This window comes from Nitrosomonas oligotropha, assembly GCF_900106555.1.
Classification (GTDB): domain Bacteria; phylum Pseudomonadota; class Gammaproteobacteria; order Burkholderiales; family Nitrosomonadaceae; genus Nitrosomonas; species Nitrosomonas oligotropha_A.
On record NZ_FNOE01000039.1, the window covers coordinates 1 to 20,824 of the forward strand.

General features: G+C 49.3%; 16 protein-coding genes and 1 pseudogene. 13 read left to right on the forward strand and 4 right to left on the reverse strand.

Annotation, left to right across the window (positions count from 1 at the left end; genetic code table 11):
- Positions 1-321: 321 nt before the first annotated feature.
- Together BLU57_RS14035 and BLU57_RS14040 are read left to right on the forward strand one after the other, a co-directional pair.
- On the forward strand, positions 322-1,800 hold the full coding sequence (locus BLU57_RS14035; RefSeq protein WP_090322210.1) for a DEAD/DEAH box helicase: 1,479 nt from the start codon (positions 322-324) through the stop codon (positions 1,798-1,800).
- A 204-nt stretch (positions 1,801-2,004) separates the two neighbouring features.
- Positions 2,005-3,234 (forward strand): pyridoxal phosphate-dependent aminotransferase, encoded by a 1,230-nt coding sequence (locus tag BLU57_RS14040; RefSeq protein ID WP_090322213.1) that lies wholly within the window; start codon positions 2,005-2,007, stop codon positions 3,232-3,234.
- 43 nt (positions 3,235-3,277) lie between these two features.
- Here the strand turns inward: BLU57_RS14040 and BLU57_RS14045 are convergent, their stop codons facing one another.
- From BLU57_RS14045 to BLU57_RS14060, 4 genes are read right to left on the reverse strand one after another with little or no spacing between them, the layout of a single operon-like run.
- A complete protein-coding gene (locus tag BLU57_RS14045; protein ID WP_090322215.1) occupies positions 3,278-5,230 on the reverse strand; it encodes a nitric oxide reductase activation protein NorD in 1,953 nt (650 codons plus the stop codon).
- On the reverse strand, positions 5,227-6,048 hold the full coding sequence (locus BLU57_RS14050; protein ID WP_090322218.1) for a CbbQ/NirQ/NorQ/GpvN family protein: 822 nt from the start codon (positions 6,046-6,048) through the stop codon (positions 5,227-5,229). Before BLU57_RS14050 ends, BLU57_RS14045 begins: the two co-directional genes overlap by 4 nt.
- A gap of 6 nt (positions 6,049-6,054) precedes the next feature.
- A complete protein-coding gene (locus BLU57_RS14055; protein WP_090322220.1) occupies positions 6,055-7,389 on the reverse strand; it encodes a cbb3-type cytochrome c oxidase subunit I in 1,335 nt (444 codons plus the stop codon).
- 56 nt (positions 7,390-7,445) lie between these two features.
- Positions 7,446-7,898, reverse strand: coding sequence for a c-type cytochrome (locus BLU57_RS14060; RefSeq protein WP_090322223.1), 453 nt, complete (start codon positions 7,896-7,898; stop codon positions 7,446-7,448).
- Positions 7,899-8,238: 340 nt separating this feature from the next.
- On the opposite strand from BLU57_RS14060, the gene BLU57_RS14065 reads away from it, so the two are divergent.
- From BLU57_RS14065 to BLU57_RS14120, 11 genes and pseudogenes are all read left to right on the forward strand, one after another.
- A complete protein-coding gene (locus BLU57_RS14065) occupies positions 8,239-9,552 on the forward strand; it encodes a homoserine dehydrogenase (RefSeq protein WP_090322225.1) in 1,314 nt (437 codons plus the stop codon).
- A gap of 91 nt (positions 9,553-9,643) precedes the next feature.
- Complete coding sequence (gene thrC / locus BLU57_RS14070; protein ID WP_090322253.1) at positions 9,644-11,053, forward strand: threonine synthase; 1,410 nt, start codon at positions 9,644-9,646, stop codon at positions 11,051-11,053.
- 41 nt (positions 11,054-11,094) lie between these two features.
- On the forward strand, positions 11,095-11,343 hold the full coding sequence (locus BLU57_RS14075; protein WP_090322228.1) for a hypothetical protein: 249 nt from the start codon (positions 11,095-11,097) through the stop codon (positions 11,341-11,343).
- A 628-nt stretch (positions 11,344-11,971) separates the two neighbouring features.
- Positions 11,972-12,691, forward strand: coding sequence for a DUF2971 domain-containing protein (locus BLU57_RS14085; protein WP_176776462.1), 720 nt, complete (start codon positions 11,972-11,974; stop codon positions 12,689-12,691).
- Between the two features lie 162 nt (positions 12,692-12,853).
- Complete coding sequence (locus BLU57_RS14090; protein ID WP_090322234.1) at positions 12,854-13,555, forward strand: tectonin domain-containing protein; 702 nt, start codon at positions 12,854-12,856, stop codon at positions 13,553-13,555.
- Between the two features lie 285 nt (positions 13,556-13,840).
- Positions 13,841-14,536, forward strand: a complete 696-nt coding sequence (locus tag BLU57_RS14095; protein WP_090322237.1) for a succinate dehydrogenase iron-sulfur subunit — start codon at positions 13,841-13,843, stop codon at positions 14,534-14,536.
- A complete protein-coding gene (locus BLU57_RS14100; RefSeq protein WP_090322240.1) occupies positions 14,533-14,766 on the forward strand; it encodes an FAD assembly factor SdhE in 234 nt (77 codons plus the stop codon). The genes BLU57_RS14095 and BLU57_RS14100 overlap by 4 nt, the downstream gene beginning before the upstream one ends.
- A gap of 84 nt (positions 14,767-14,850) precedes the next feature.
- The gene (gene gltA / locus BLU57_RS14105) at positions 14,851-16,152 is read left to right on the forward strand and encodes a citrate synthase (protein ID WP_090322243.1); all 1,302 of its coding nucleotides are present in this window, start codon (positions 14,851-14,853) and stop codon (positions 16,150-16,152) included.
- Positions 16,153-16,181: 29 nt separating this feature from the next.
- Positions 16,182-19,025 carry a 2-oxoglutarate dehydrogenase E1 component gene (locus BLU57_RS14110; RefSeq protein ID WP_090322247.1) on the forward strand — a complete coding sequence of 948 codons (2,844 nt, stop codon included), beginning with the start codon at positions 16,182-16,184 and terminating at the stop codon, positions 19,023-19,025.
- A gap of 12 nt (positions 19,026-19,037) precedes the next feature.
- Positions 19,038-20,288: a 2-oxoglutarate dehydrogenase complex dihydrolipoyllysine-residue succinyltransferase gene (gene odhB, locus BLU57_RS14115; protein ID WP_090322250.1), complete on the forward strand. Its 1,251-nt coding sequence runs from the start codon at positions 19,038-19,040 to the stop codon at positions 20,286-20,288.
- A gap of 237 nt (positions 20,289-20,525) precedes the next feature.
- A pseudogene (locus BLU57_RS14120) lies at positions 20,526-20,824 on the forward strand (fatty acid cis/trans isomerase); the annotation flags it as partial.

The window sequence follows — 20,824 nt, forward strand, 5'->3', positions numbered from 1 at the left end:
GACGAGGAAGAAGACGAGGGTGAAGGAGCGGCTGGCGGTACATCTAGCAGCACAGAAGCCCAGAGTGATGATGAAGATGAGGATGAAGAGTAATTTAACTTTTTACGCTCAGTTTTTACTTATTTTCAGAGTGCTTTAAAATTCTGAATAAGGCTAATGATGTAACTAGAAAAGAACCCGCACAAAATAATTTGTGCGGGTTCTTTTATTTGTTGAAATCGTATAACTATCATTAAAATAATGAATCTTTTTTTCTCCAAAACTTCAATGATGAATTATGAATATAGCAAATAAATCAGGAAATTTTCAGGAGCAGTAAATATGTCATTCGAGCAACTCGGTTTATCTGCCGAATTATTGCGCGCTATCTCTGATCAGGGATATATCAATCCGACACCGATACAAGAACAAGCAATACCAGTTATTTTAGAAAAAAAAGACGTGATGGGAGGGGCCCAAACGGGTACCGGCAAAACGGCGAGCTTTACACTTCCCATGTTACAGAGGCTGGGGATTCATGCAAACACTAGCATGTCACCCGCACGGCACCCCATCCGTGCATTAATTTTAGTTCCAACGCGAGAACTTGCTGTGCAAGTGCATGATAGTGTCAAAACATATGGAAAGCACTTGACACTCAGATCGACGGTTATTTATGGCGGGGTGAATATCGATTCTCAGATCGATATTGTACGTTCCGGTATAGAGATATTAGTAGCAACACCGGGACGATTGCTGGACCATATCCAACAAAAAACCTTGACGCTGACAAAAGTTGAGATATTGGTTTTGGATGAGGCTGATCGAATGCTGGATATGGGATTCATGCCCGATATCAAACAGATTATTCAATTGCTTCCTGAGCAGCGTCAAAATTTGATGTTTTCGGCAACTTTCTCGGAAGATATCAAGAAACTTGCAGGCAAGATATTACAGAACCCGGTACTGATCGAAGTTGCCAAACAAAACTCAGTGAGTGAATTAATAACCCATGTCGTTTATCCGGTTGATGCTACTCGAAAGCAAGAGTTACTTATTCAACTGATTAAACAAAAAGATTTGCAGCAAGTATTGGTATTTACGCGTACCAAACAAGGCGCGGATCGTTTAGCGCAGCGGCTCAATAAGCATGATATTTCAAGCGAAGCGATACATGGCGATCGAAATCAGCTGCAGCGTACCAAAGCATTGGATAATTTTAAACAGGGACTGATTCGTGTACTGGTTGCAACTGACGTTGCTGCACGGGGTCTTGATATCGACGAACTGTCTCATGTGATTAATTTTGAATTACCCAATAATCCCGAAGATTACGTGCACCGCATCGGCAGAACGGGGCGCGCCGGAACAAAAGGATTCGCCATTTCGTTAACCAGCAAGGAAGAAAATAATGCATTGGCTGATATCGAGAAATTATTGGGAATCAAAATTAATACAGAACAAATCGAAGGATTTGAATCAAAAGAACCACAGGTTCGCGATACCAATAAAAAGTCAATAACCGGTGAGCAGAGATCCAAGCATGGCGGATCAATCAAGCAAAATAAGAAACCCAATTCATGGGTGAAAAGCGATGAGAAAGTTGTTCACTTTGGTAAAGAAATAACCCCCCAACATACCCGACGTGCCAAGAAGACCGAAGATCCGCTATTTACCCAGCCTTATGTTTCTAAATATTCCGATGCGAATGCCTTGGCGGCGGATTCCAGTGGATCACATAAGAAAGCAATGCACCGGCATCATGCGAATAAACCAATTCCAGCTTTGTTTATTACTCCCGCAGCCAATAAAGAGAAATAGTACAAATTCCGGAAATTCGTGCGCTGTTTCTTCCGGGTATAAATGCTAGAAAACCAAATTCGCACGAGAGGCATAGTGTATTTCCAGTGCGGAAGTGTGGGGATAACATATATAATGCTGAGATCAATTTGATCGGAAAATTACAGTATTGCAAGGTTTGGGGTTTGGTTTCTTATTCCATCTCAACAGATTCCGTTGCTTATCATGCGTCCAATTTTAAAATCCAGTAAATTAACCAATGTCTGTTATGACATTCGCGGCCCTGTGCTTGAGCGGGCGCGGCAAATGGAAGAAGAAGGGCATCACATTATCAAGCTGAATATTGGCAATCCTGCTACGTTCGGTTTCGATGTGCCCGAAGAGATTCTGCAAGATGTCATCCGGAATTTATCCGATGCTTCCGGCTATTGCGATTCCAAAGGATTGTTTGCTGCGCGCAAAGCGATCATGCATTACACCCAACAAAAGCAAATTCCCAATGTGCAATTGGACGACATCTTTATTGGCAACGGTGTATCCGAGCTGGTTGTATTGACGATGCAGGCATTGCTGGATAATGGCGATGAAGTGCTGATTCCGATGCCGGATTATCCATTATGGACTGCTGCGGTGGTCCTGTCGGGCGGTATTGCGAAGCATTATCTATGTGATGAAGCATCGGGCTGGTTGCCGGACCTGGACGATATCCGTGCGAAAATCAGCTCCAGAACTCGTGCTATTGTCATCATCAATCCGAACAATCCAACCGGTGCGCTATATCCCAAGGAACTGCTGCTTGAGATCATTGAAATTGCCCGTCAGCATCAATTAATCGTTTATGCCGACGAAATTTACGACAAGATCTTGTACGAGCATGCCGAGCATACGTCGATTGCCTCATTGGCCGACGATGTCTTGTTTGTGACGTTCAATGGTTTGTCAAAAAATTACCGCGCCGCCGGATTTCGTTCCGGCTGGGCGGTGGTTTCCGGCGAGAAGAGTCATGCGCGCGATTATATCGCCGGGCTTAATATGCTGGCTTCGATGCGGTTATGCGCCAATGTACCGTCGCAATTCGGCATTCAGACCGCGTTGGGCGGGTATCAAAGTATTTATGATCTGACATTACCGACCGGCCGGTTAATGCGGCAACGCGATGTTGCTTGGAATTTGTTGACGGAAATCCCCGGCGTGAGTTGTTTTAAACCGCAGGCGGCACTGTATTTGTTTCCGCGTTTGGATCCGGAGATTTATCCGATCGAAGATGATCAGAAATTTGCGCTGGATCTGTTATTGGAAGAGAAGGTTTTATTGGTTCAAGGTACCGGTTTTAACTGGAAGCGTCCGGATCATTTTCGCGTGGTATTTTTGCCCAATGTCGACGATTTGACCGAAGCAATGGGACGCATTGCAAATTTTTTGCATCGCTATCGCAAACGCCTGGGCACTAATTGATAGTTACTCGAATTGACACTATTCGTAGCTTGTACTGTGTTCTTTATTGCGCTAATTGCCGGTAAATTTTAGGTAGTACTTGAGAGAGCCGGTCTGGCCGGGCGACAATGGCATAATCGCCTCGACCGAATAGATAGGGAAAGTAATCTTGCGCTTGATGATCTATCGTAATTCCAAACACCGATAACCCTGCATGGCGGGCTTCAAAGATAGCTTGACGAGTATCTTCGATACCGTAACGGCCCTCATAATAATCCAGATCGTTCGGTTTACCATCGGTTATCAGCAAGATCAGGCGGTGCCGCTCCGTGCGCTGATTCAGAAGCTTGCTGATATGACGTAAAGCTGCGCCCATGCGCGTGTAATACCCGGAACGTAATGATGCGATACGCCGAAGTACCCGAGCATCAAACGCATCATTAAAGTCTTTTACTTCGGAGATGCGCACATAATCCCGCTTGCGTGATGTAAATGTGTAAATGGCGAATCTATCCCGGCATGTAGCGAGGCCTGTCGCAAGGGTAATTAATGCTTCTTTTTCGATATCAAGAATACGTTTTCCACCTATCCAACTGTCTGTAGACAATGAAACATCCATCAGAATCGCTACGCTTAAATCGCGGGATTGTTGCCGTGTATCGAGGTAGACCCGGTCTGAGCACGTGCCGGTTGCGTGCAGATCGCATCGTGCGCGCACGAAGGCATCCATATCGAGTTCATTTCCATCCAGTTGGCGACGCAACTTTTCGCGTTTTGGCTGCAATGCCTCAAATTGCCTGCGAATTTTACGAAAACGTTTTTTCGCGTGAGAATCCGGTTCCCAGCGTTCGTTATCTTCAAGCGCGTTCTGGAAAATAATCCGGCATTGCCGGGTGTGATATTGTTTGCGCTTGAAATCCCATTCCGGATAAGCCAGTTCGGCAATCAATATCTCCGGATTGACATCATCCGGAGAAAGATCCAAGTCAAACTTCAATCGAGTGGCAGCGCGTTGTTCATGCGGACTAAGCGTGATTTCTTCAAGCGCCTCGGCAGCATCTTTGGCGGCATCCACTTCGTCGTCTTGCACTGCCCGATTGACATTGACCATTTCCGACCAGCTCATCAATTTTTCGAAACGATTCAATAACAACGGATCATCCCGAGCACTTTGATCTTGTTTTTCCCGCCGGCTTTTCTTTTTGCGGTGTCTTTCATCGGCTTCAGAATTATTGCCGGCATTGTCATCCAGAACATCCGGCCCGGCATTTGCGGATTCCGGATAAAAATTCACTCTGCCCCACAGCGGGACTGGCAGAAAGGGACGATAATTCCGGGCTGCGCGCCATTGCGTGAAATCGGGCGCCAGTTGCAAGACAGCTTGCAGAAAGACTTCTCCTGCAGAATCTATACACAATTGATTACCCAGCATTGTTTGAATAACGCTTTCGATACCCTGTTCTTGCGCCGTCAGTGAACGGCGCGGCCGATGTTCCCGGAGGGCCGCGCAAAGCCTTCGGTAGCTCTGCGCCAAGCCTGGGTAGTGCTCAATGATATCTCTACTTATCCAATAAGCTCGATGCAAAAATGCAAGATCGGTTTGTAAAGGATCCTGGAACTTAAGGGGCAGTGAAGATCGGTAATTACCCGCCGTGGCGAAGAATGCCGCGAGCCAGAAATAATGTTGCCGGTTCAGGTCGTTATCGGGAAAAAAATCCAGCGCATGCGGCAGCAATACGCGTTCCGCATTGCATTCAACCGGAATCAGCGATTCTTTCATCAGACCGAGGCGCTGCCGCATTGTCAGCCGGTGTTCCGAGGATTGTGGCGTTCCTGCAACGATACCTACGCCTGGAGCTCCGCCTAGTCCGCGGAAAAAAATTCCGAGTGCAGTGCGCACATCATCCAGTGATACCGCCGCTTCCGGATAATGCCGGTAACTGGAAGGTGCGCCAACCATGCGGTGCCATAAACGGCCTGTTTGTTCTTCCAATTCGGTCAATTCAAGCCAATTCATGGCTGGCCGAAGGTTGCGTTGATGAGTTCGAGCAATCCTTGTTTAACTTCCGGGTCGTCGCATAAAGGCTCGACGAGCGCCGCTTCGGCAGCTTGTTGGGGATCCAAGCCATTCTTCAGTAGCGTGGCACAGTAAATCAGTAAACGCGTAGATACTACCTCTTCAAGATCAACATCTTTCAAGGTGCGCAGCCGTTGCGCCAGCGTAGCGAGAAGGATGCATTGCGGCTCGGGCAAACCGCTTTCGGCTGCAATGATTTCAGCCTCGATAGCCGGTGACGGGAAATCGAAGCTGATGGAAACGAAGCGCTGGCGCGTGCTGGGTTTCAGGGATTTCAAAATATTCTGATAACCCGGATTGTAGGATACTACCAGCATGAATTGCTGCGGAGCCTCAAGCAATTCCCCGGAGCGTTCCAATGGCAAAATCCGCCGGTCATCTGTCAAGGGATGCAGCACCACTGTCACATCTTTGCGAGCTTCCACAATTTCGTCCAGATAACAAATGCCACCTTCGCGCACCGCGCGCGTCAACGGTCCATCCATCCACTTAGTTTCGCCGCCTTGCAGCAAATAACGTCCGGTCAAATCCGCCGCTGTCAAATCATCGTGGCAGGACACCGTGTGCAATGGCCGTCCCAGACGGGCGGCCATGTGCATGACAAAACGGGTTTTGCCGCAACCGGTCGGTCCTTTGATGAGCAGCGGCAGGCCTTCACGATAGGCAGTTTCGAACAGTGCGCATTCATTACCGGTTGGCCGGTAAAATGGAACGAGCGCCGCTCCGGCAGATTGTTGCACGGTACTGTGATCGATCATCAAGCGTTAATGCGCGTAGCTTGATGACAAAGCTTTCTCGCGCGCGGGCCCTAATGCCGAATAGATGAACAGTAATGCGCCAATGATGAAAAATACTCCCGAACCGAGGCGCAACCAATAAAACAATTCAATTTGCGATTGCACTTGCATGTATCCCATTTCCAGCACGCGTTGCAGATGCGTTTGCAGGATACCCGCAAATATCAGTGCAAACGTAATGCCGATCATCGCCGCATTCATGAGCCAGAAACTCCAAATATTCAAGGCTTGGTTAAACGGCTGCAACTTACGCAATGCCGGTAGCGCGTAAGTGAAGAACGCCAGGTTTAGCATCACGTAGGCGCCGTAAAAGGCCAAGTGGCCATGCGCAGCGGTCAATTGCGTGCCATGCGTATAGAAATTAATCGACGGGAAGCTGTGCATCAGGCCGAGCAATCCGGCGCCGACGAAGGCCATTACCGGGCAACCCAGACTCCAGAGAATCGCGGCTTTGTTCGGATGGTTCCGGCCGCTTTTCTTGACCAGGTAAAAAGCCCACAGCATCATGGCAAAAAATGGAACGACTTCGAGGAAAGAAAATATGATTCCGATCCAGTGCCAATATTCCGGTGCGCCAATCCAGTAGTAATGATGGCCGGTGCCAAGCAAACCACTGAATAGCGAAAAACCGACAATCACATACAGCCACTTCTCAATCACTTCGCGATCGACACCGGTCAGCTTAATCAGCAGGAACGCCAGCATGGCTGCCATAATCAATTCCCACACACCTTCCACCCATACATGCACGACCCACCACCAGTACAATTTATCGACAGCCAGATTGTCGGGATTGTAAAAAGCGAACATGAAGAAAATGGCTGCACCCCATAAACCCAGCAGCAACACGATCGATACCACCGTTTTGCGCCCTTTGAGCACGGTCATGGTGATATTGTAAATAAATATCACGAAAGCGATAACCATCAAGATTTTGACCCAAAAAGGCTGTTCCAAAAATTCCCGTCCTTCGTGTACGCCTGACAGGTAACTGCCGACCGCAGCCAATGCGGCAAAGACAAAAACACCCAATTGCAGCCATGCGAGTTTGGGGCTGTGAATTTCCCTTTCGCTTTCTTCGGGAATCAGAAAATAACTGGCACCGAAATAACCTAACAATAACCAAACCAGCAACGCATTCGTGTGTATCATCCGGATAATATGGAAAGGCGCCATTTCAGAAAGAAAATTAGGAAACACATAAATGGCGCCTGCCAGCAGACCGGCCAGAACTTGAACCAGAAACAATGCCAAAGCAGCGACAAAATAGGGAAAAGCAAGTCCCTGCGTATGATATTTCATTGCTATGCCTCCATAAAACATCTTGATGAATGAATTTGCCTGAAAGATCGCGAGGATTAACCGGAAATTCCGGGAGGCCAGCCAAGGGTATTGATACGGCTTGTCCATTCCAGAAAATCGACTAGATCATCCAGTTCCTGCTCGGTTAAATTGAATTGAGGCATCTGCCGACGCCCTTCGATACGGGTCGGTTGCGCGCGCATCCAAGCTTTGAGTCCTAGCCGGGCGCCTTCCGGGCTTTGTTTGCCGCCGTAACGAATCCAAACATTGCCTAACTCGGGCGCAAAATAAGCGCCTTCTCCAAGCAGTGAATGGCAATTGATGCAGGAATGGCGTTCCCACACATGCTTACCCCGCGCAACCGATTCTGTCAGCGTGGACTCATCGGTGGCTACATTCACCATATAGAAATGCGTGTGAATGGTTAATGCCGTAAAAACGGCCAGAAAAAAAATAGAACCGCCATAGAAAATATTGCGAGCGGCTGATTTGGTTAAATGCTCGGCCATAATGCGCGACTCCTCTTTGACAAACAGTGAAAGACCCTTTTGTTAAAAAGGTATATTATCCATAATTATCAAATGGATATATCATTTTCCTAGAATCTTTATCGATTCTAGCCTAAATCATCCAGAATAAGAAGCCGTGTCAGAAAACAGGTAACAAATAAGGAACGGTTTTGCGCTTGACGGAAAACTTTACCAGGGGCTTGCTTGAAACGAGGAAGGGCAAACAATTAAGTCGCTGTAATCCCGGTGAGTGTTCACACGGACAGAGCCGTTAAACGCCGGATTGCTATTATCGTATATAATTGCGTTCATTCCATAACTTGTTTTTATTCTTAAATTTATGAAACCCATCCATATTGGTTTATTAGGAATTGGCACTGTCGGTGGCGGTACCTACACTGTTCTGAAACGTAATCGCGAAGAAATTGCCCGCCGCGCAGGTCGTGAAATTATCGTCACAATGATCGCTGATAAGGATCTGGAGAAAGCGCGTGCACTGGCGGATAGCAATGTAATTGTCACCGGCAACGCGCATGAGATCACAACCAACCCCGACATCGATATTGTCGTCGAGCTGATCGGTGGACAAACCATCGCCAAGGATTTGATCCTGGAAGCACTGGCGCACGGCAAACATGTCGTGACAGCCAATAAAGCGCTGCTGGCGAACCATGGCACGGAGATATTCGCAGCCGCTCGTGCTAAGGGCGTGATTATCGCGTTTGAAGCTGCGGTAGCTGGCGGTATCCCCATCATTAAAGCGTTGCGCGAGGGGTTGACAGCCAACCGCATTACTTGGATCGCCGGGATTATCAACGGCACTTCGAATTTTATTTTGTCGGAAATGCGTGAGAAAGGACTGTCCTTCGAGCAAGTGTTAGCGGAAGCGCAAAAGCTGGGGTATGCGGAAGCTGATCCGACCTATGATATCGAGGGCATCGATGCCGCGCACAAAATCACCTTGATGTCGGCGATTGCGTTTGGGATTCCAGTGCAATTCAGCAAAGTGTATACCGAAGGCATTACCAAGTTGACCGGCGAAGATATCCGCTATGCCGAACAACTCGGTTACCGCATCAAACTGCTCGGGATTACCAAGCGAGTGGAGAAAGGTATCGAATTGCGCGTGCATCCCACGCTCATTCCGGTGCGGCGCTTGATCGCCAACGTCGAAGGCGTGATGAACGCCATCGTGGTCAAAGGCGATGCCGTGGGGGCCACGCTCTACTACGGCGCCGGTGCCGGTGCGGAACCAACCGCCAGCTCGGTGATCGCCGATCTGGTCGATGTGACGCGTTTGCACACTGCCGATCCGATGTATCGTGTGCCGCCGTTGTCATTTCAACCGGATTTACTGTCCGATACGCCGGTGATTCCGATGGAGGAAGTGGAAACCTCGTATTACTTGCGCATACAAGTCATCGATAAACCTGGCGTGATGGCGGAAATTACCCGCATCGTGGCAGATAATCATATTTCCATCAGCGCCTTGGTGCAGAAAGAAGCCAGCGACGAGTCAGATCAAGTCAGTGTCATCATGCTGACGCATTTGACGGTCGAGAAAAATATCAATGCGGCGATTGCCCGCATTGAAGCACTGCCGGTGGTCAACGGCAAAGTATTCCGCCTGCGTATTGAAGAACTGAACAACTAAAGCGATGACCGGTCCGGAGAAGGCGGACTGCTTTGCGGGCGTCTGCCGTGTCCCCGGTCTCTCGCTGTTGCATAACCTAAAGAAACCAGCCATGCGTTATATTTCTACCCGCGGCGGTATGCCGCCCAAAACTTTCTCTGAAATTCTGTTGAGCGGTCTGTCGCCGGACGGCGGTCTAGCCATTCCGGAAACCTACCCAAAAATCACGGCAGCGGAACTTGCGGCCTGGCGCAATTTAAGTTATCCGGCGCTCGCGTTCGAGATCCTGTCGCGCTTCGTCGACGACATTCCGGCGGATGATTTGCACAGCATCATTCATCAAACTTACACCGCCGAAGTGTTCGGCACCCCGGATATTACGCCGCTGAAAACACTGGAGCCGGGTCTGCATATTTTGGGATTGTCCAATGGACCGACACTGGCGTTCAAAGACATCGCGATGCAGTTGCTCGGCAACCTGTTTCAATATCAACTGGCCAAAACCGGCGACGAACTGAACATCCTTGGTGCGACTTCCGGCGATACCGGCTCGAGCGCCGAATACGCGATGCGCGGCAAGCGCGGTATCCGTGTGTTCATGCTGTCACCGCTCGGCAAAATGAGCCGCTTCCAGACCGCGCAAATGTTCTCGCTGCAAGACAAGAATATTTTTAACATCGCCATTCGCGGCGTGTTCGACGATTGCCAGGACATCGTCAAAGCAGTCAGCAACGATCATGCTTATAAAGAAGCGCACCGCATCGGTACGGTCAACTCGATCAACTGGGCGCGCATCGTCGCGCAAGTGGTGTATTACTTCAAAGGCTATTTCGCCGCAACCAAAAGCAATGACGAGCAGGTGTCGTTCGCCGTGCCGTCTGGCAATTTCGGTAATATCTGCGCTGGTCACGTTGCCCGGATGATGGGATTGCCGATCAAGCATCTGATCCTAGCCACCAACGAAAACGACGTGCTCGATGAATTTTTCCGCACTGGTGTCTACCGTCCGCGCACGACTACCGAAACACAACACACCAGCAGTCCGTCGATGGATATTTCCAAAGCATCCAATTTCGAGCGCTTTATCTTCGATCTGACCGGCCGCAACGCGCAACAAGTCAAGGAACTCTGGTCGGCAGTCGATCAAGGTAAACCTTTCGACTTATCGCAAACCCCACTATTCGCCAAAATCAAAGATTACGGCTTTATCTCCGGCAGCAGCAATCACGCTGCCCGTATCAGTACTATTCGTGACATACACCAGCGCTATCACGTGCTGGTCGACACGCACACCGCCGATGGCCTCAAAGTCGGCCAAATGCACCGCGAACCCGGCGTGCCGCTGATTTGCCTGGAAACCGCGCTGCCCGTGAAATTTGCTGAAAGCATTCAGGAAGCCATTGGCCATGAACCGGAACGCCAGGCGGGTTTCGAGAATCTGGAAAGCTTGCCGCAGCGGTTTGTGGTCAAGGATGCGGATGTACAGGTAGTTAAGGCGTATATTGATGAGCAGTGTAGATAGACTTTATAGTTTTTTTATTTTGTGAATTATATTGTTTATATATGATTGAATTAATAATTGGTGCGATTCTTGGAACAATTGGTTCATTAGTGATTGCTCATTTCTATTACCAGAAATCATCATGTGAGCTTAATAAATCAATAGCCGATTTGAAAAATGAGATTGAATCATTAAAGATTATTACCAAAAGTTTGAATGAAGCATCAGGTTTAATTTTAGAAGATACAGAGCTTATCCGGAAACATGCGGTAATTGGAACAACTGATGACCCAGAATATCCTTATAAATAGTATCTGCCGTGCTCTTTGATACTTCATTCGTTATGACAGCTAAGCTTGGAATAAAAAACATCACCCATGAAAATTGGCTAAATCCCGATCCTTTGATGCAACGGCTAATGATGTCGGACAAAGAATGGGTAAAATCAATCCTTGAGCCTCAACGCAATGAGAGAATTGTACCATCAGAGCTTTGTAGCTATTTGAAGTAGCTCGTAGTTCTATGCTTTACGGTTATTTTTTCTATCCGCTTTTTACATTAGCTTACGAACAATTACTTTGGGTGGCAGAAGCGGCTATTAGTGAGAAATGTAAACTAATTAATACTGAAAAGATCAATTCAACATATAAAGGCAAACTAGATTACCTTCGAAAGATTGGTGTTTTGTCAGATCATGAATATGATTATTGGAATTCGTTTAGGGAGTTGCGAAATATGGCTTCTCATCTCGAACAACAAAGGATTCTTCCTCCAGGAGTGACTCTACGATTCATCTCTGACATTTCTGAATTTATTAATGCCTTATTTGTACCAACAAGGTAAGGCGCAAACAATTTGTACTAGAAAGTAAAGTAGCGCCAACATGATGGTGCAATGCACTTTGCTTATTGGTACTTTACTGGCTCCGGGTATTTCTTCATGATTGTATACCACTTTATTTCTTCTGAATTTGCCCTCAAAGCCCTGCGTGATCGCCGGTTAAAAATTGCCCGCATCAATGAATTGAACGATCCATTTGAATTTTGCGCTGCGGATTTTTCCGATGCGAATACTCGAACCAAGCTGGAAGCATTCAGGAATCAGTCGAATGAACGATACGGCGTGATTTGTTTCTGTGAAAACTATCACGATCCAGTGTTGTGGAGTCATTACGCCGATGGTCATCGCGGTGTTGTGTTGGTGTTTGAAATTCCGAACGACATGGCGATACGCATTGATTATCAGCCCGAGCGCTTTAAGCTGGCAGTTAACGCTGCAATCCAACGCGACAGTTTTACCGAATCCGATTTGAATCAATTAATTTCGACTAAATTCTCAAGCTGGGGTTACGAAAAAGAGATTCGGATGATGTGCCGCCTGAACGATCATTTTTGTCAGATGGATTCTAAAGGCAAAAAAGTCTATTTCGAATCGTTGAGCCTGGAATCGTATGGTGTGGATGCACTGAAGCTGGTCGGATTAATTCGTGGCGTCCGCTGCGATTTAAAGCCTGCGGATATCGCGAGCGAATTGCTGGCAGTCGACACGTTGCCAGTTCAAGATGCTCGATTGGATCGTTCATCGTTTCAAATCATCGCCGGTGAAACCTATCCGGTGAGCGGAGTACGATCGTTTTCTGCTTGCTGCTTTAGGGTTTGATGAGGGTGGGGTTGGAATAATCGCCCCTATTGGTTGATTTCGCAGAACTCAGTCTACTGGAGAGGATGAACGAGTATGTCAGCAATAAAATTAGCATCGCGAGATTATAACTTCCAAAGTTTTTCACAACGATTAAGATTCGGGGCGCTGGTGTTTTGTGTGATGTTCTCTTCCTGGGCGCACGCTGAAATTTGGCACAGTACACCGGTCAGCGCAATGAGAGACGTTGCTGTTGCCTCCAATGGCATCATTTGGCTGACCGGAAAAGACGGAGCTGTCTGGGTGTCGGATAATATTTATGGCTCCTCCTTCACGCAGATTCCAGGGCATGATTTCAGCCGCATTGCTGTAGGCTTGGATGGTACAGCGTGGGTGATTAAGTCCGATGGCACGTTGTGGAAGTATGCGAATACCTGGGTGCAAACAACGGCAAGCGCAATGCAAGATGTGGTTGTCGCGCCAGATGGCAATGTTTGGCTTGTGGGTGAAAATGGCGCTATCTGGGTGAGTAACGATCAGGGCAAGCAGTTTGCGCAGATAGAGAATAACGGTTTCAGCCGCGTATCGGCCGGGATGGAAGGAACGGTATGGGCGGTCAAGTCCGATGGCACAGTGTGGAAGTATGCGAATGCCTGGGTGCAAACAATGGGAAGAGAGATGCAAGACGTTGCTGTCGCCCCTAACGGTTTGATATGGCTTGTTGGCAAGAACGGCGCAATATGGAGTTCAGCGGATGACGGTAATACTTTCAGTCAAGACGAACATGCCAAGGGCATTGAAAATATAGCTGCTGGAAGAGGCGGTGCATGGGCGGTCGGGTCAAATGGCACGCTTTGGCGCAAACTTTCTTCCCCTCAGTTTTGAACATGCCAATGTCTGTGTCGGGTCTCATGATAATGCTCTGGATTTATTCATAAATTAAGTTTCCCCATACACTGTGCCATTGGTACATCGCGTTGCGTTTAACGGCATCCTGTGTATTAATCGCATTGCCACGATACACACGGTACTTTTTTAATATTCTGTTAGGATGCCTGGTCAGAAAGACAGATCAAACACTGTTAATCTGACTTCAAATCTGTATACTTTGCAGTGTTCTGAGTTGTTTCTATCGATTTAAGCCGTATTCAAACCATCCGGAGCCAGCCCATGAAGTTTTCGATTTACCGCTACGATCCCGATAAAGATGAAAAGCCTTACATGCAGGATTACGACATCCAGCTGGCGGCGACCGATAAGATGTTGTTGGATGCGTTACTGCGCATTAAATCGATCGATGACAGTTTGAGTCTGCGCCGTTCCTGCCGCGAGGGGGTGTGCGGTTCGGATGCGATGAATATCAACGGGCGTAATGGGTTGGCGTGCATTACGCCGATTCGCAGTTTGAAAGAGCCGGTGGAAATACGGCCGTTGCCCGGATTGCCGGTGATTCGCGATTTGATCGTGGACATGACGCAATTCTTTCAACAGTACCATTCGATCAAACCTTATTTGATCAACAACGATCCACCGCCTGAAACGGAGCGGTTGCAATCGCCGGAAGAAAGAGCGGCGTTGGACGGCGTTTATGAGTGCATTTTATGCGCGTGCTGTACTACTGCCTGTCCGTCGTTCTGGTGGAATCCGGATAAATTCGTCGGTCCGGCAGGGTTGCTTCAGGCGTACCGGTTTTTGGCCGATAGCCGTGATCAAGCGACCGCTGAACGGCTGGATAATCTGGAAGATCCTTACCGGTTATTTCGCTGCCATTCCATCATGAATTGCGCCGACGCCTGTCCTAAAGGCTTGAATCCTACCGAGGCAATCGGCAAAATCAAGGACATGATGGTCAAAAGAACGGTATGAAGGAATTCGAACGCGCCCGCTGGCGCTGTCGGCGCGGCCTGCTCGAATTGGATATTATTTTGCAGCGTTTTATGGATCAGCATTACGCGCAATTGGATCAGCAAGGACTGGAACAATTTGAACGATTACTGTCCTTACCGGATAATGACTTGTGGGATTTGATCGCAGCAAAACAAATCAACCGCGATAGTGACTTGCAGGCAGTTTTGGAATTACTACAAAAGAGTTAGGTTTCCGATGGTATTCTGGCAGCTCTGGAACCTGATAACAGTGCATACTCATCAAATCATACGCAACAAAAGTGGAGAAGTCATATGGCACAAAAAGGCACAGCGACTCTGAATCTGAATAACGGCAGCGCGCCAATCGAGCTGCCGGTTTTATCCGGAACTATGGGCCCGGATGTGATCGATATCCGTAAGCTGCACGCACAGAGTGGCTTGTTTACTTATGATCCCGGTTTTTTGTCGACCGCGAGCAATAGCTCGACGATTACCTTCATCGACGGTGACAAGGGCATATTGCTGTATCGCGGCTATCCAATTGAACAGTTGGCGCTGCATTGCGATTTTATCGATGTTTGTTATTTATTGCTGCATGGCGAATTACCGGCGCCTGAGCAGAAGAAAACCTTTGATGCCACGATCAAAAACCATTCGATGTTGCATGAACAGCTGGTGCGGTTTTATAGCGGATTCCGCCGTGACGCTCATCCCATGGCAGTGATGGTCGGCGTGGTCGGTGCGCTGTCGGCGTTTTATCATGATGCATTGAATATTTCCGATCCGTCGCACCGCGAACAATCGGCATTCCGCTTGATTGCCAAATTGCCGACGATTACCGCAATGGCATACAAATACAATATTGGGCAACCGTATGTTTATCCGCAGAATAGCCTGAGTTACGCGGAGAATTTCCTGCACATGATGTTTTCCGTACCGACAGAAAAATACGAAGCCAATCCCGTCATTGTGCGCGCATTGGACCGGATTCTGATTTTGCACGCCGATCATGAGCAAAATGCATCCACTTCGACTGTGCGTCTGGCGGGTTCCAGTGGCGCCAATCCGTTTGCCTGCATTTCCGCCGGTATTTCCTGCCTGTGGGGGCCTGCGCATGGTGGCGCGAACGAAGCCTGCCTGCATATGCTGGAGGAGATCGGCGATGTGTCGCGCATCGATGAATTCATCCGGCGCGCTAAAAATAAAGACGATAATTACCGGCTCATGGGATTTGGCCACCGCGTTTATAAAAATATGGATCCGCGCGCGAAACTGATGCGCGAAACCTGCCACGAAGTGTTGAATGAGCTTGGGTTACAAAACGACCGCTTGTTCAAACTGGCGTTGCAACTGGAAAAAATCGCCTTGGAAGACGATTATTTCATTTCGCGCAAGCTCTATCCGAACGTCGATTTTTATTCTGGTATTGTGCAGCGCGCATTAGGCATTCCGACCAGCATGTTTACCGCGATTTTCGCGATGGCGCGTACCGTTGGCTGGGTGGCGCAATGGAGTGAAATGGTGTCTGATCCGGATTATAAAATCGGGCGTCCGCGTCAGCTCTATACGGGCACGACGATGCGCGATGTGCCCAGTTCGTACATTAAAAAATAGCCGTTCATTTATTCGAGGCTGCTGACCTTATGAACAAGCCGTTGTTGGATGATACGCTCTTGTCCGGTGCGAATGCCGCGTTTGTCGAAGCGGTTTATGACGAGTATCTGCATAATCCCAATTCAGTCGCGCTCGCCTGGCGTGAATACTTTGACCAGCTCGCGAAACAGCCAGAAGCTGCCGCTGCGCGGCAAACACAAGCGCCGGTAGGTGGTGCGACGGCTGTCGCTCCCACCGCGAAACCTTCCGGTAGAGAAACACAAACCGTATTACCGGAAGCGGTGGCCGCGGATACGGACGATCGCAAGCAAGTCGCCGTGCTGCAACTGATCAACATGCACCGCTATCTGGGTTTGAATCAAGCCAAACTGGATCCGCTCGGACTGAAACAGCAAGCGGACGTGCCCGAACTGAATCCGGCGCATTACGGCTTTACCGAAGCGGATATGGATAAGGTATTCAACACCGGTTCATTGGTTGGCCCCGAACATGCCCAGTTGCGCGAGATATTGCAGATTCTGCGGGAAACCTACTGCGGTTCGGTCGGCGCCGAATACATGTATATCTCTTCGGTGGAGCAAAAACGCTGGATTCAAGCGCGGCTGGAAGGTCAGCGATCGAATCCGGATTATTCTGCGGATTATAAGCGCCATATTCTTGAACGGCTCAATGCCGCAGAAGGGCTGGAAAAGTATCTGCACACCCGCTATGTCGGGCAAAAACGTTTCTCCGGAGAAGGTAATGAGAGCCTGATCCCGTTGCTGGATAATCTGATTCATAGAGCGGGTAAAGCCGGTGTGCAGCAGATCATCATGGGCATGGCGCATCGCGCCCGGCTCAATGTGCTGGTCAATACGCTGGGAAAAATGCCCGCCGATCTGTTTCGCGAGTTTGAAGGAAAGCAGCCGGAAGCGTTACCATCCGGCGACGTGAAATATCATCAAGGATTTTCATCCGCGATTAAAACTGCGGATGGCATCGTGCGCTTGGCGCTGGCATTCAATCCGTCACACCTCGAGATTGTCAATCCGGTGGTCGAGGGTTCGGTGCGCGCGCGCCAGCATCTGCTGAACGACAAATTGGGCGACCGCGTGCTGCCGGTGTTGATCCACGGCGACGCGGCTTTTGCCGGGCAAGGCGTGGTGATGGAAACGCTGAATTTATCGCAAACTCGTGGTTACGGCACCGGCGGCACAGTGCATATCATCATCAATAACCAGATCGGTTTTACTACATCCGATCCGCGCGATAGCCGTTCGACCTTGTACTGCACCGATGTCGCCAAAATGATCGAAGCGCCGATTTTCCACGTTAACGGTGATGATCCGGAAGCGGTGGTGATGGTAGCCGAACTGGCGCTGGATTTCCGTATGCGCTTTCATAAGGATGTCGTGATCGATATGGTGTGCTTCCGCCGCCTTGGTCACAATGAGCAAGATGAACCGATGGTGACGCAACCGCGCATGTATCAGATCATCAACCAGCATCCCGGTACCCGCAAACGCTATGCCGATAAGCTGATTGGCGAAGGCGTGATTAAACCGGAAGACGCGGATCAACTGGTGCAAGCGTATCGCGAAGCGATGGATGAAGGCGTCAATCCGAACAAGACCGTTTGCTATGACTATAAGTCACCGTATACCATCAATTGGGAGCCTTTTGTTCAGCCCTGCAAATGGAACAAGAAGGTTAAAACCGGTGTTGCGTTGCAAACGTTGAAACAACTTGCGTTGCGGCTGACGGATATTCCCGAAGGTTTCAAACTGCATTCACGGGTGGAAAAAATCATTGCCGACCGGCGCTCGATGGGCAATGGCGAATTGCCCCTGGATTGGGGCATGGCGGAGAACCTGGCTTACGCATCCCTGTTGAAGGAAGGGTATCCGGTCAGACTGTCGGGGCAGGATTCGGGCCGTGGCACATTTTTTCACCGCCATGCGGTATTGCATGACCAAGTGGCCGCAGATCAGAACGAACGGATTTATGTGCCGTTGCGCCATTTGTATCCCGAGCAACCGGACTTTGTGGTGATCGATTCGATGCTATCGGAAGAAGCGGTGCTGGGTTTTGAATACGGTTACGCTACCACGCAACCGACCGAGTTGGTGATCTGGGAAGCGCAGTTTGGCGATTTTGCCAACGGCGCGCAAGTGGTGATCGATCAGTTCATTGCCTCGGGCGAAGCCAAATGGGGCCGTTTGTGCGGTTTGGTGATGATGTTGCCGCACGGCTATGAAGGACAAGGTCCCGAGCACTCTTCCGCGCGGCTGGAGCGTTATTTACAATTGTGCGCGGATTACAACATTCAGGTATGCGTGCCGTCGACCCCGGCGCAAATGTTTCATGCGTTACGGCGGCAGATGATCCGCCCGATCCGCAAGCCGCTGATCATCATGAGTCCGAAAAGCATGTTGCGGCATAAAGAATCGGTGTCCAGTCTGGACGAACTGGCGCACGGGCATTTTTATCCGGTCATTTCCGAAACTGAAAATCTGGATTCCAATCGAGTAAAACGTATTATCGCTTGCAGCGGGAAGATTTATTACGAGCTCATGGCGTACCGCAAAGAACAGCAGATCTCAGATATGGCAATTATCCGCTTGGAGCAGCTTTACCCGTTCCCGCATGAGGAATTTCAAGCCGAGATCGATCGCTTTGGCAACGCCAAGGAAGTGTTGTGGTGTCAGGAAGAACCGGGCAATCAAGGCGCATGGCATCGCATTCAACACTATTTATTGCGCCATATGAAACCGGATCAGGTGCTGGGCTATGCGCTGCGCGCGTCTTCGGCTTCCCCGGCGGTTGGTTACACGGCAAGACACAAATTTACACAGAATGAGTTAATCGTCGCAGCATTCCGAGAAAAAATTTAGCACGAGGGCGCCATGCTAGTTGAAGTCAAAGTTCCCGCATTATCCGAATCCGTAGCGGAAGCTACGTTAATCTCCTGGCACAAAAAAGCGGGAGACTACGTCAACCGGTCGGAAAATCTGATCGACATCGAAACCGACAAAGTCGTGCTGGAACTGCCCGCACCCAGTGCCGGTGTATTGGCTAAAGTGCTGAAAGGGGATGGTGCAACCGTAGCCAGCGGCGAAGTGATCGCGATGATTGAAACCGAAGCAACCGTTCAGCCGGAAAATGAAGTTAAATCGGCTCCCGCTGCAAGTAAGCAGGCACAAGCCCCTGTTGCGGTAAGCGCAGAAAAGGTGAGCGTTGAAGCTGTCGATACCGCAATCCCGATGCTGATGCCGGCAGCACGCAAACTGGCGGAAGAAAATAATCTGAAAGCGACGGAAACATCGGCGATCAAAGGTACCGGCCTCGGCGGGCGTATTACCAAAGAAGATGTGCAAGCGTATATGACGAGCAAGTCTGGCGCGGCTGCGAAAGTTGAGACTGAGTCTACGACAACGGGCAAACCAGCAACAGGAGCGCGCACCGAACGCCGGGTGGCCATGTCGCGCTTGCGCCAGCGTATTGCGGAACGTTTGGTCGAATCACAATCGACCGCCGCGATTCTGACCACGTTTAACGAAGTCAATATGCAAGCGATCATCGATCTGCGCACGCGCTATAAAACCGAGTTTGAAAAGGAGCACGGCGTTAAGCTGGGCTTTATGTCGTTCTTCGTCAAAGCGGTGATTGCCGCATTAAAGAAATATCCGATCGTCAACGCTTCGGTGGAAGGCAACGAAATTGTCTACCACGATTACTTCGACATCGGCATCGCCGTCGGCAGCCCGCGTGGACTGGTCGTGCCGGTTATCCGTGACGCGGACAGATTGTCGCTGGCGGAAATCGAACTGCAAATCGCCGATTTTGCCAAACGCGCGCAAGACGGCAAACTGACCATAGAAGAACTCAGTGGCGGCACCTTCTCGATCACCAACGGCGGCGTGTTCGGCTCGATGCTATCAACGCCCATCATCAATCCGCCGCAAAGCGCCATTCTCGGCATCCACGCCACCAAGGAGCGAGCGGTGGTCGAAAACGGCCAAATCGTCATCCGCCCGATGAATTATCTAGCGCTATCGTATGATCATAGAATCATTGATGGCCGCGAAGCGGTACTGTCGCTGGTGGCGATGAAAGAAGCGCTAGAGTATCCGATGAGTCCGTTGCTGGAAAAGTGAGAAGAGAATGGATCGATGATTGATCCATTCCCGCTTGAGACTCGCATTTTTTCAAGCCTAAAATCCAGAGTTGAATTTTTCCAATGATTTGTTTTTTCTTGCCGCAATCAACCTCCTGAATCAGGATTGCCGGATTTAAGCAATGTGCCGGTTAGGTTTAGCGCTGCTGGTAACTCCGGCGATTCCTGCAGCGGTAAGCTGTGAAGTAGTATTTTGAATTCATATCCCGGGATCCTCATGGAATTATTCCGCCCAACCAATCTCTTTTTTTGTTTCATTCTTCTGTTATCTGCCTGCCAAGATGGTAACAACCCGATAGCTCCCCGCGAGCAAGTACCAGCGCCAGTTGCATTACCTGCGGCTGTGGAAAGACCCGTTTCGTATCATGCAGAAATCCGTCCGATTCTGGAAGCCAAATGCTTGTCGTGCCATAGTTGTTACGATGCGCCGTGCCAGCTCAAGCTGGAGAGTTCCGAAGGATTGCTGCGCGGCGCTTTTCGCGAATCGATTTATGTAGGAGCGCGCAAAGAAGCCAT

Excerpts from the sequence above, each read along its gene's own strand:
- BLU57_RS14040 (WP_090322213.1), top strand. The coding sequence starts at position 2,005 with ATGCGTCCAATTTTAAAATCCAGTAAATTAACCAATGTCTGTTATGAC.
- BLU57_RS14090 (WP_090322234.1), top strand. The coding sequence starts at position 12,854 with ATGTTCTCTTCCTGGGCGCACGCTGAAATTTGGCACAGTACACCGGTC.
- thrC (WP_090322253.1), top strand. The coding sequence starts at position 9,644 with ATGCGTTATATTTCTACCCGCGGCGGTATGCCGCCCAAAACTTTCTCT.
- BLU57_RS14050 (WP_090322218.1), bottom strand. The coding sequence starts at position 6,048 with ATGATCGATCACAGTACCGTGCAACAATCTGCCGGAGCGGCGCTCGTT.
- BLU57_RS14060 (WP_090322223.1), bottom strand. The coding sequence starts at position 7,898 with ATGGCCGAGCATTTAACCAAATCAGCCGCTCGCAATATTTTCTATGGC.
- BLU57_RS14110 (WP_090322247.1), top strand. The coding sequence starts at position 16,182 with ATGAACAAGCCGTTGTTGGATGATACGCTCTTGTCCGGTGCGAATGCC.
- BLU57_RS14095 (WP_090322237.1), top strand. The coding sequence starts at position 13,841 with ATGAAGTTTTCGATTTACCGCTACGATCCCGATAAAGATGAAAAGCCT.
- BLU57_RS14075 (WP_090322228.1), top strand. The coding sequence starts at position 11,095 with ATGATTGAATTAATAATTGGTGCGATTCTTGGAACAATTGGTTCATTA.
- BLU57_RS14065 (WP_090322225.1), top strand. The coding sequence starts at position 8,239 with ATGAAACCCATCCATATTGGTTTATTAGGAATTGGCACTGTCGGTGGC.
- odhB (WP_090322250.1), top strand. The coding sequence starts at position 19,038 with ATGCTAGTTGAAGTCAAAGTTCCCGCATTATCCGAATCCGTAGCGGAA.
- BLU57_RS14045 (WP_090322215.1), bottom strand. The coding sequence starts at position 5,230 with ATGAATTGGCTTGAATTGACCGAATTGGAAGAACAAACAGGCCGTTTA.
- gltA (WP_090322243.1), top strand. The coding sequence starts at position 14,851 with ATGGCACAAAAAGGCACAGCGACTCTGAATCTGAATAACGGCAGCGCG.
- BLU57_RS14055 (WP_090322220.1), bottom strand. The coding sequence starts at position 7,389 with ATGAAATATCATACGCAGGGACTTGCTTTTCCCTATTTTGTCGCTGCT.
- BLU57_RS14100 (WP_090322240.1), top strand. The coding sequence starts at position 14,533 with ATGAAGGAATTCGAACGCGCCCGCTGGCGCTGTCGGCGCGGCCTGCTC.
- BLU57_RS14085 (WP_176776462.1), top strand. The coding sequence starts at position 11,972 with ATGATTGTATACCACTTTATTTCTTCTGAATTTGCCCTCAAAGCCCTG.
- BLU57_RS14035 (WP_090322210.1), top strand. The coding sequence starts at position 322 with ATGTCATTCGAGCAACTCGGTTTATCTGCCGAATTATTGCGCGCTATC.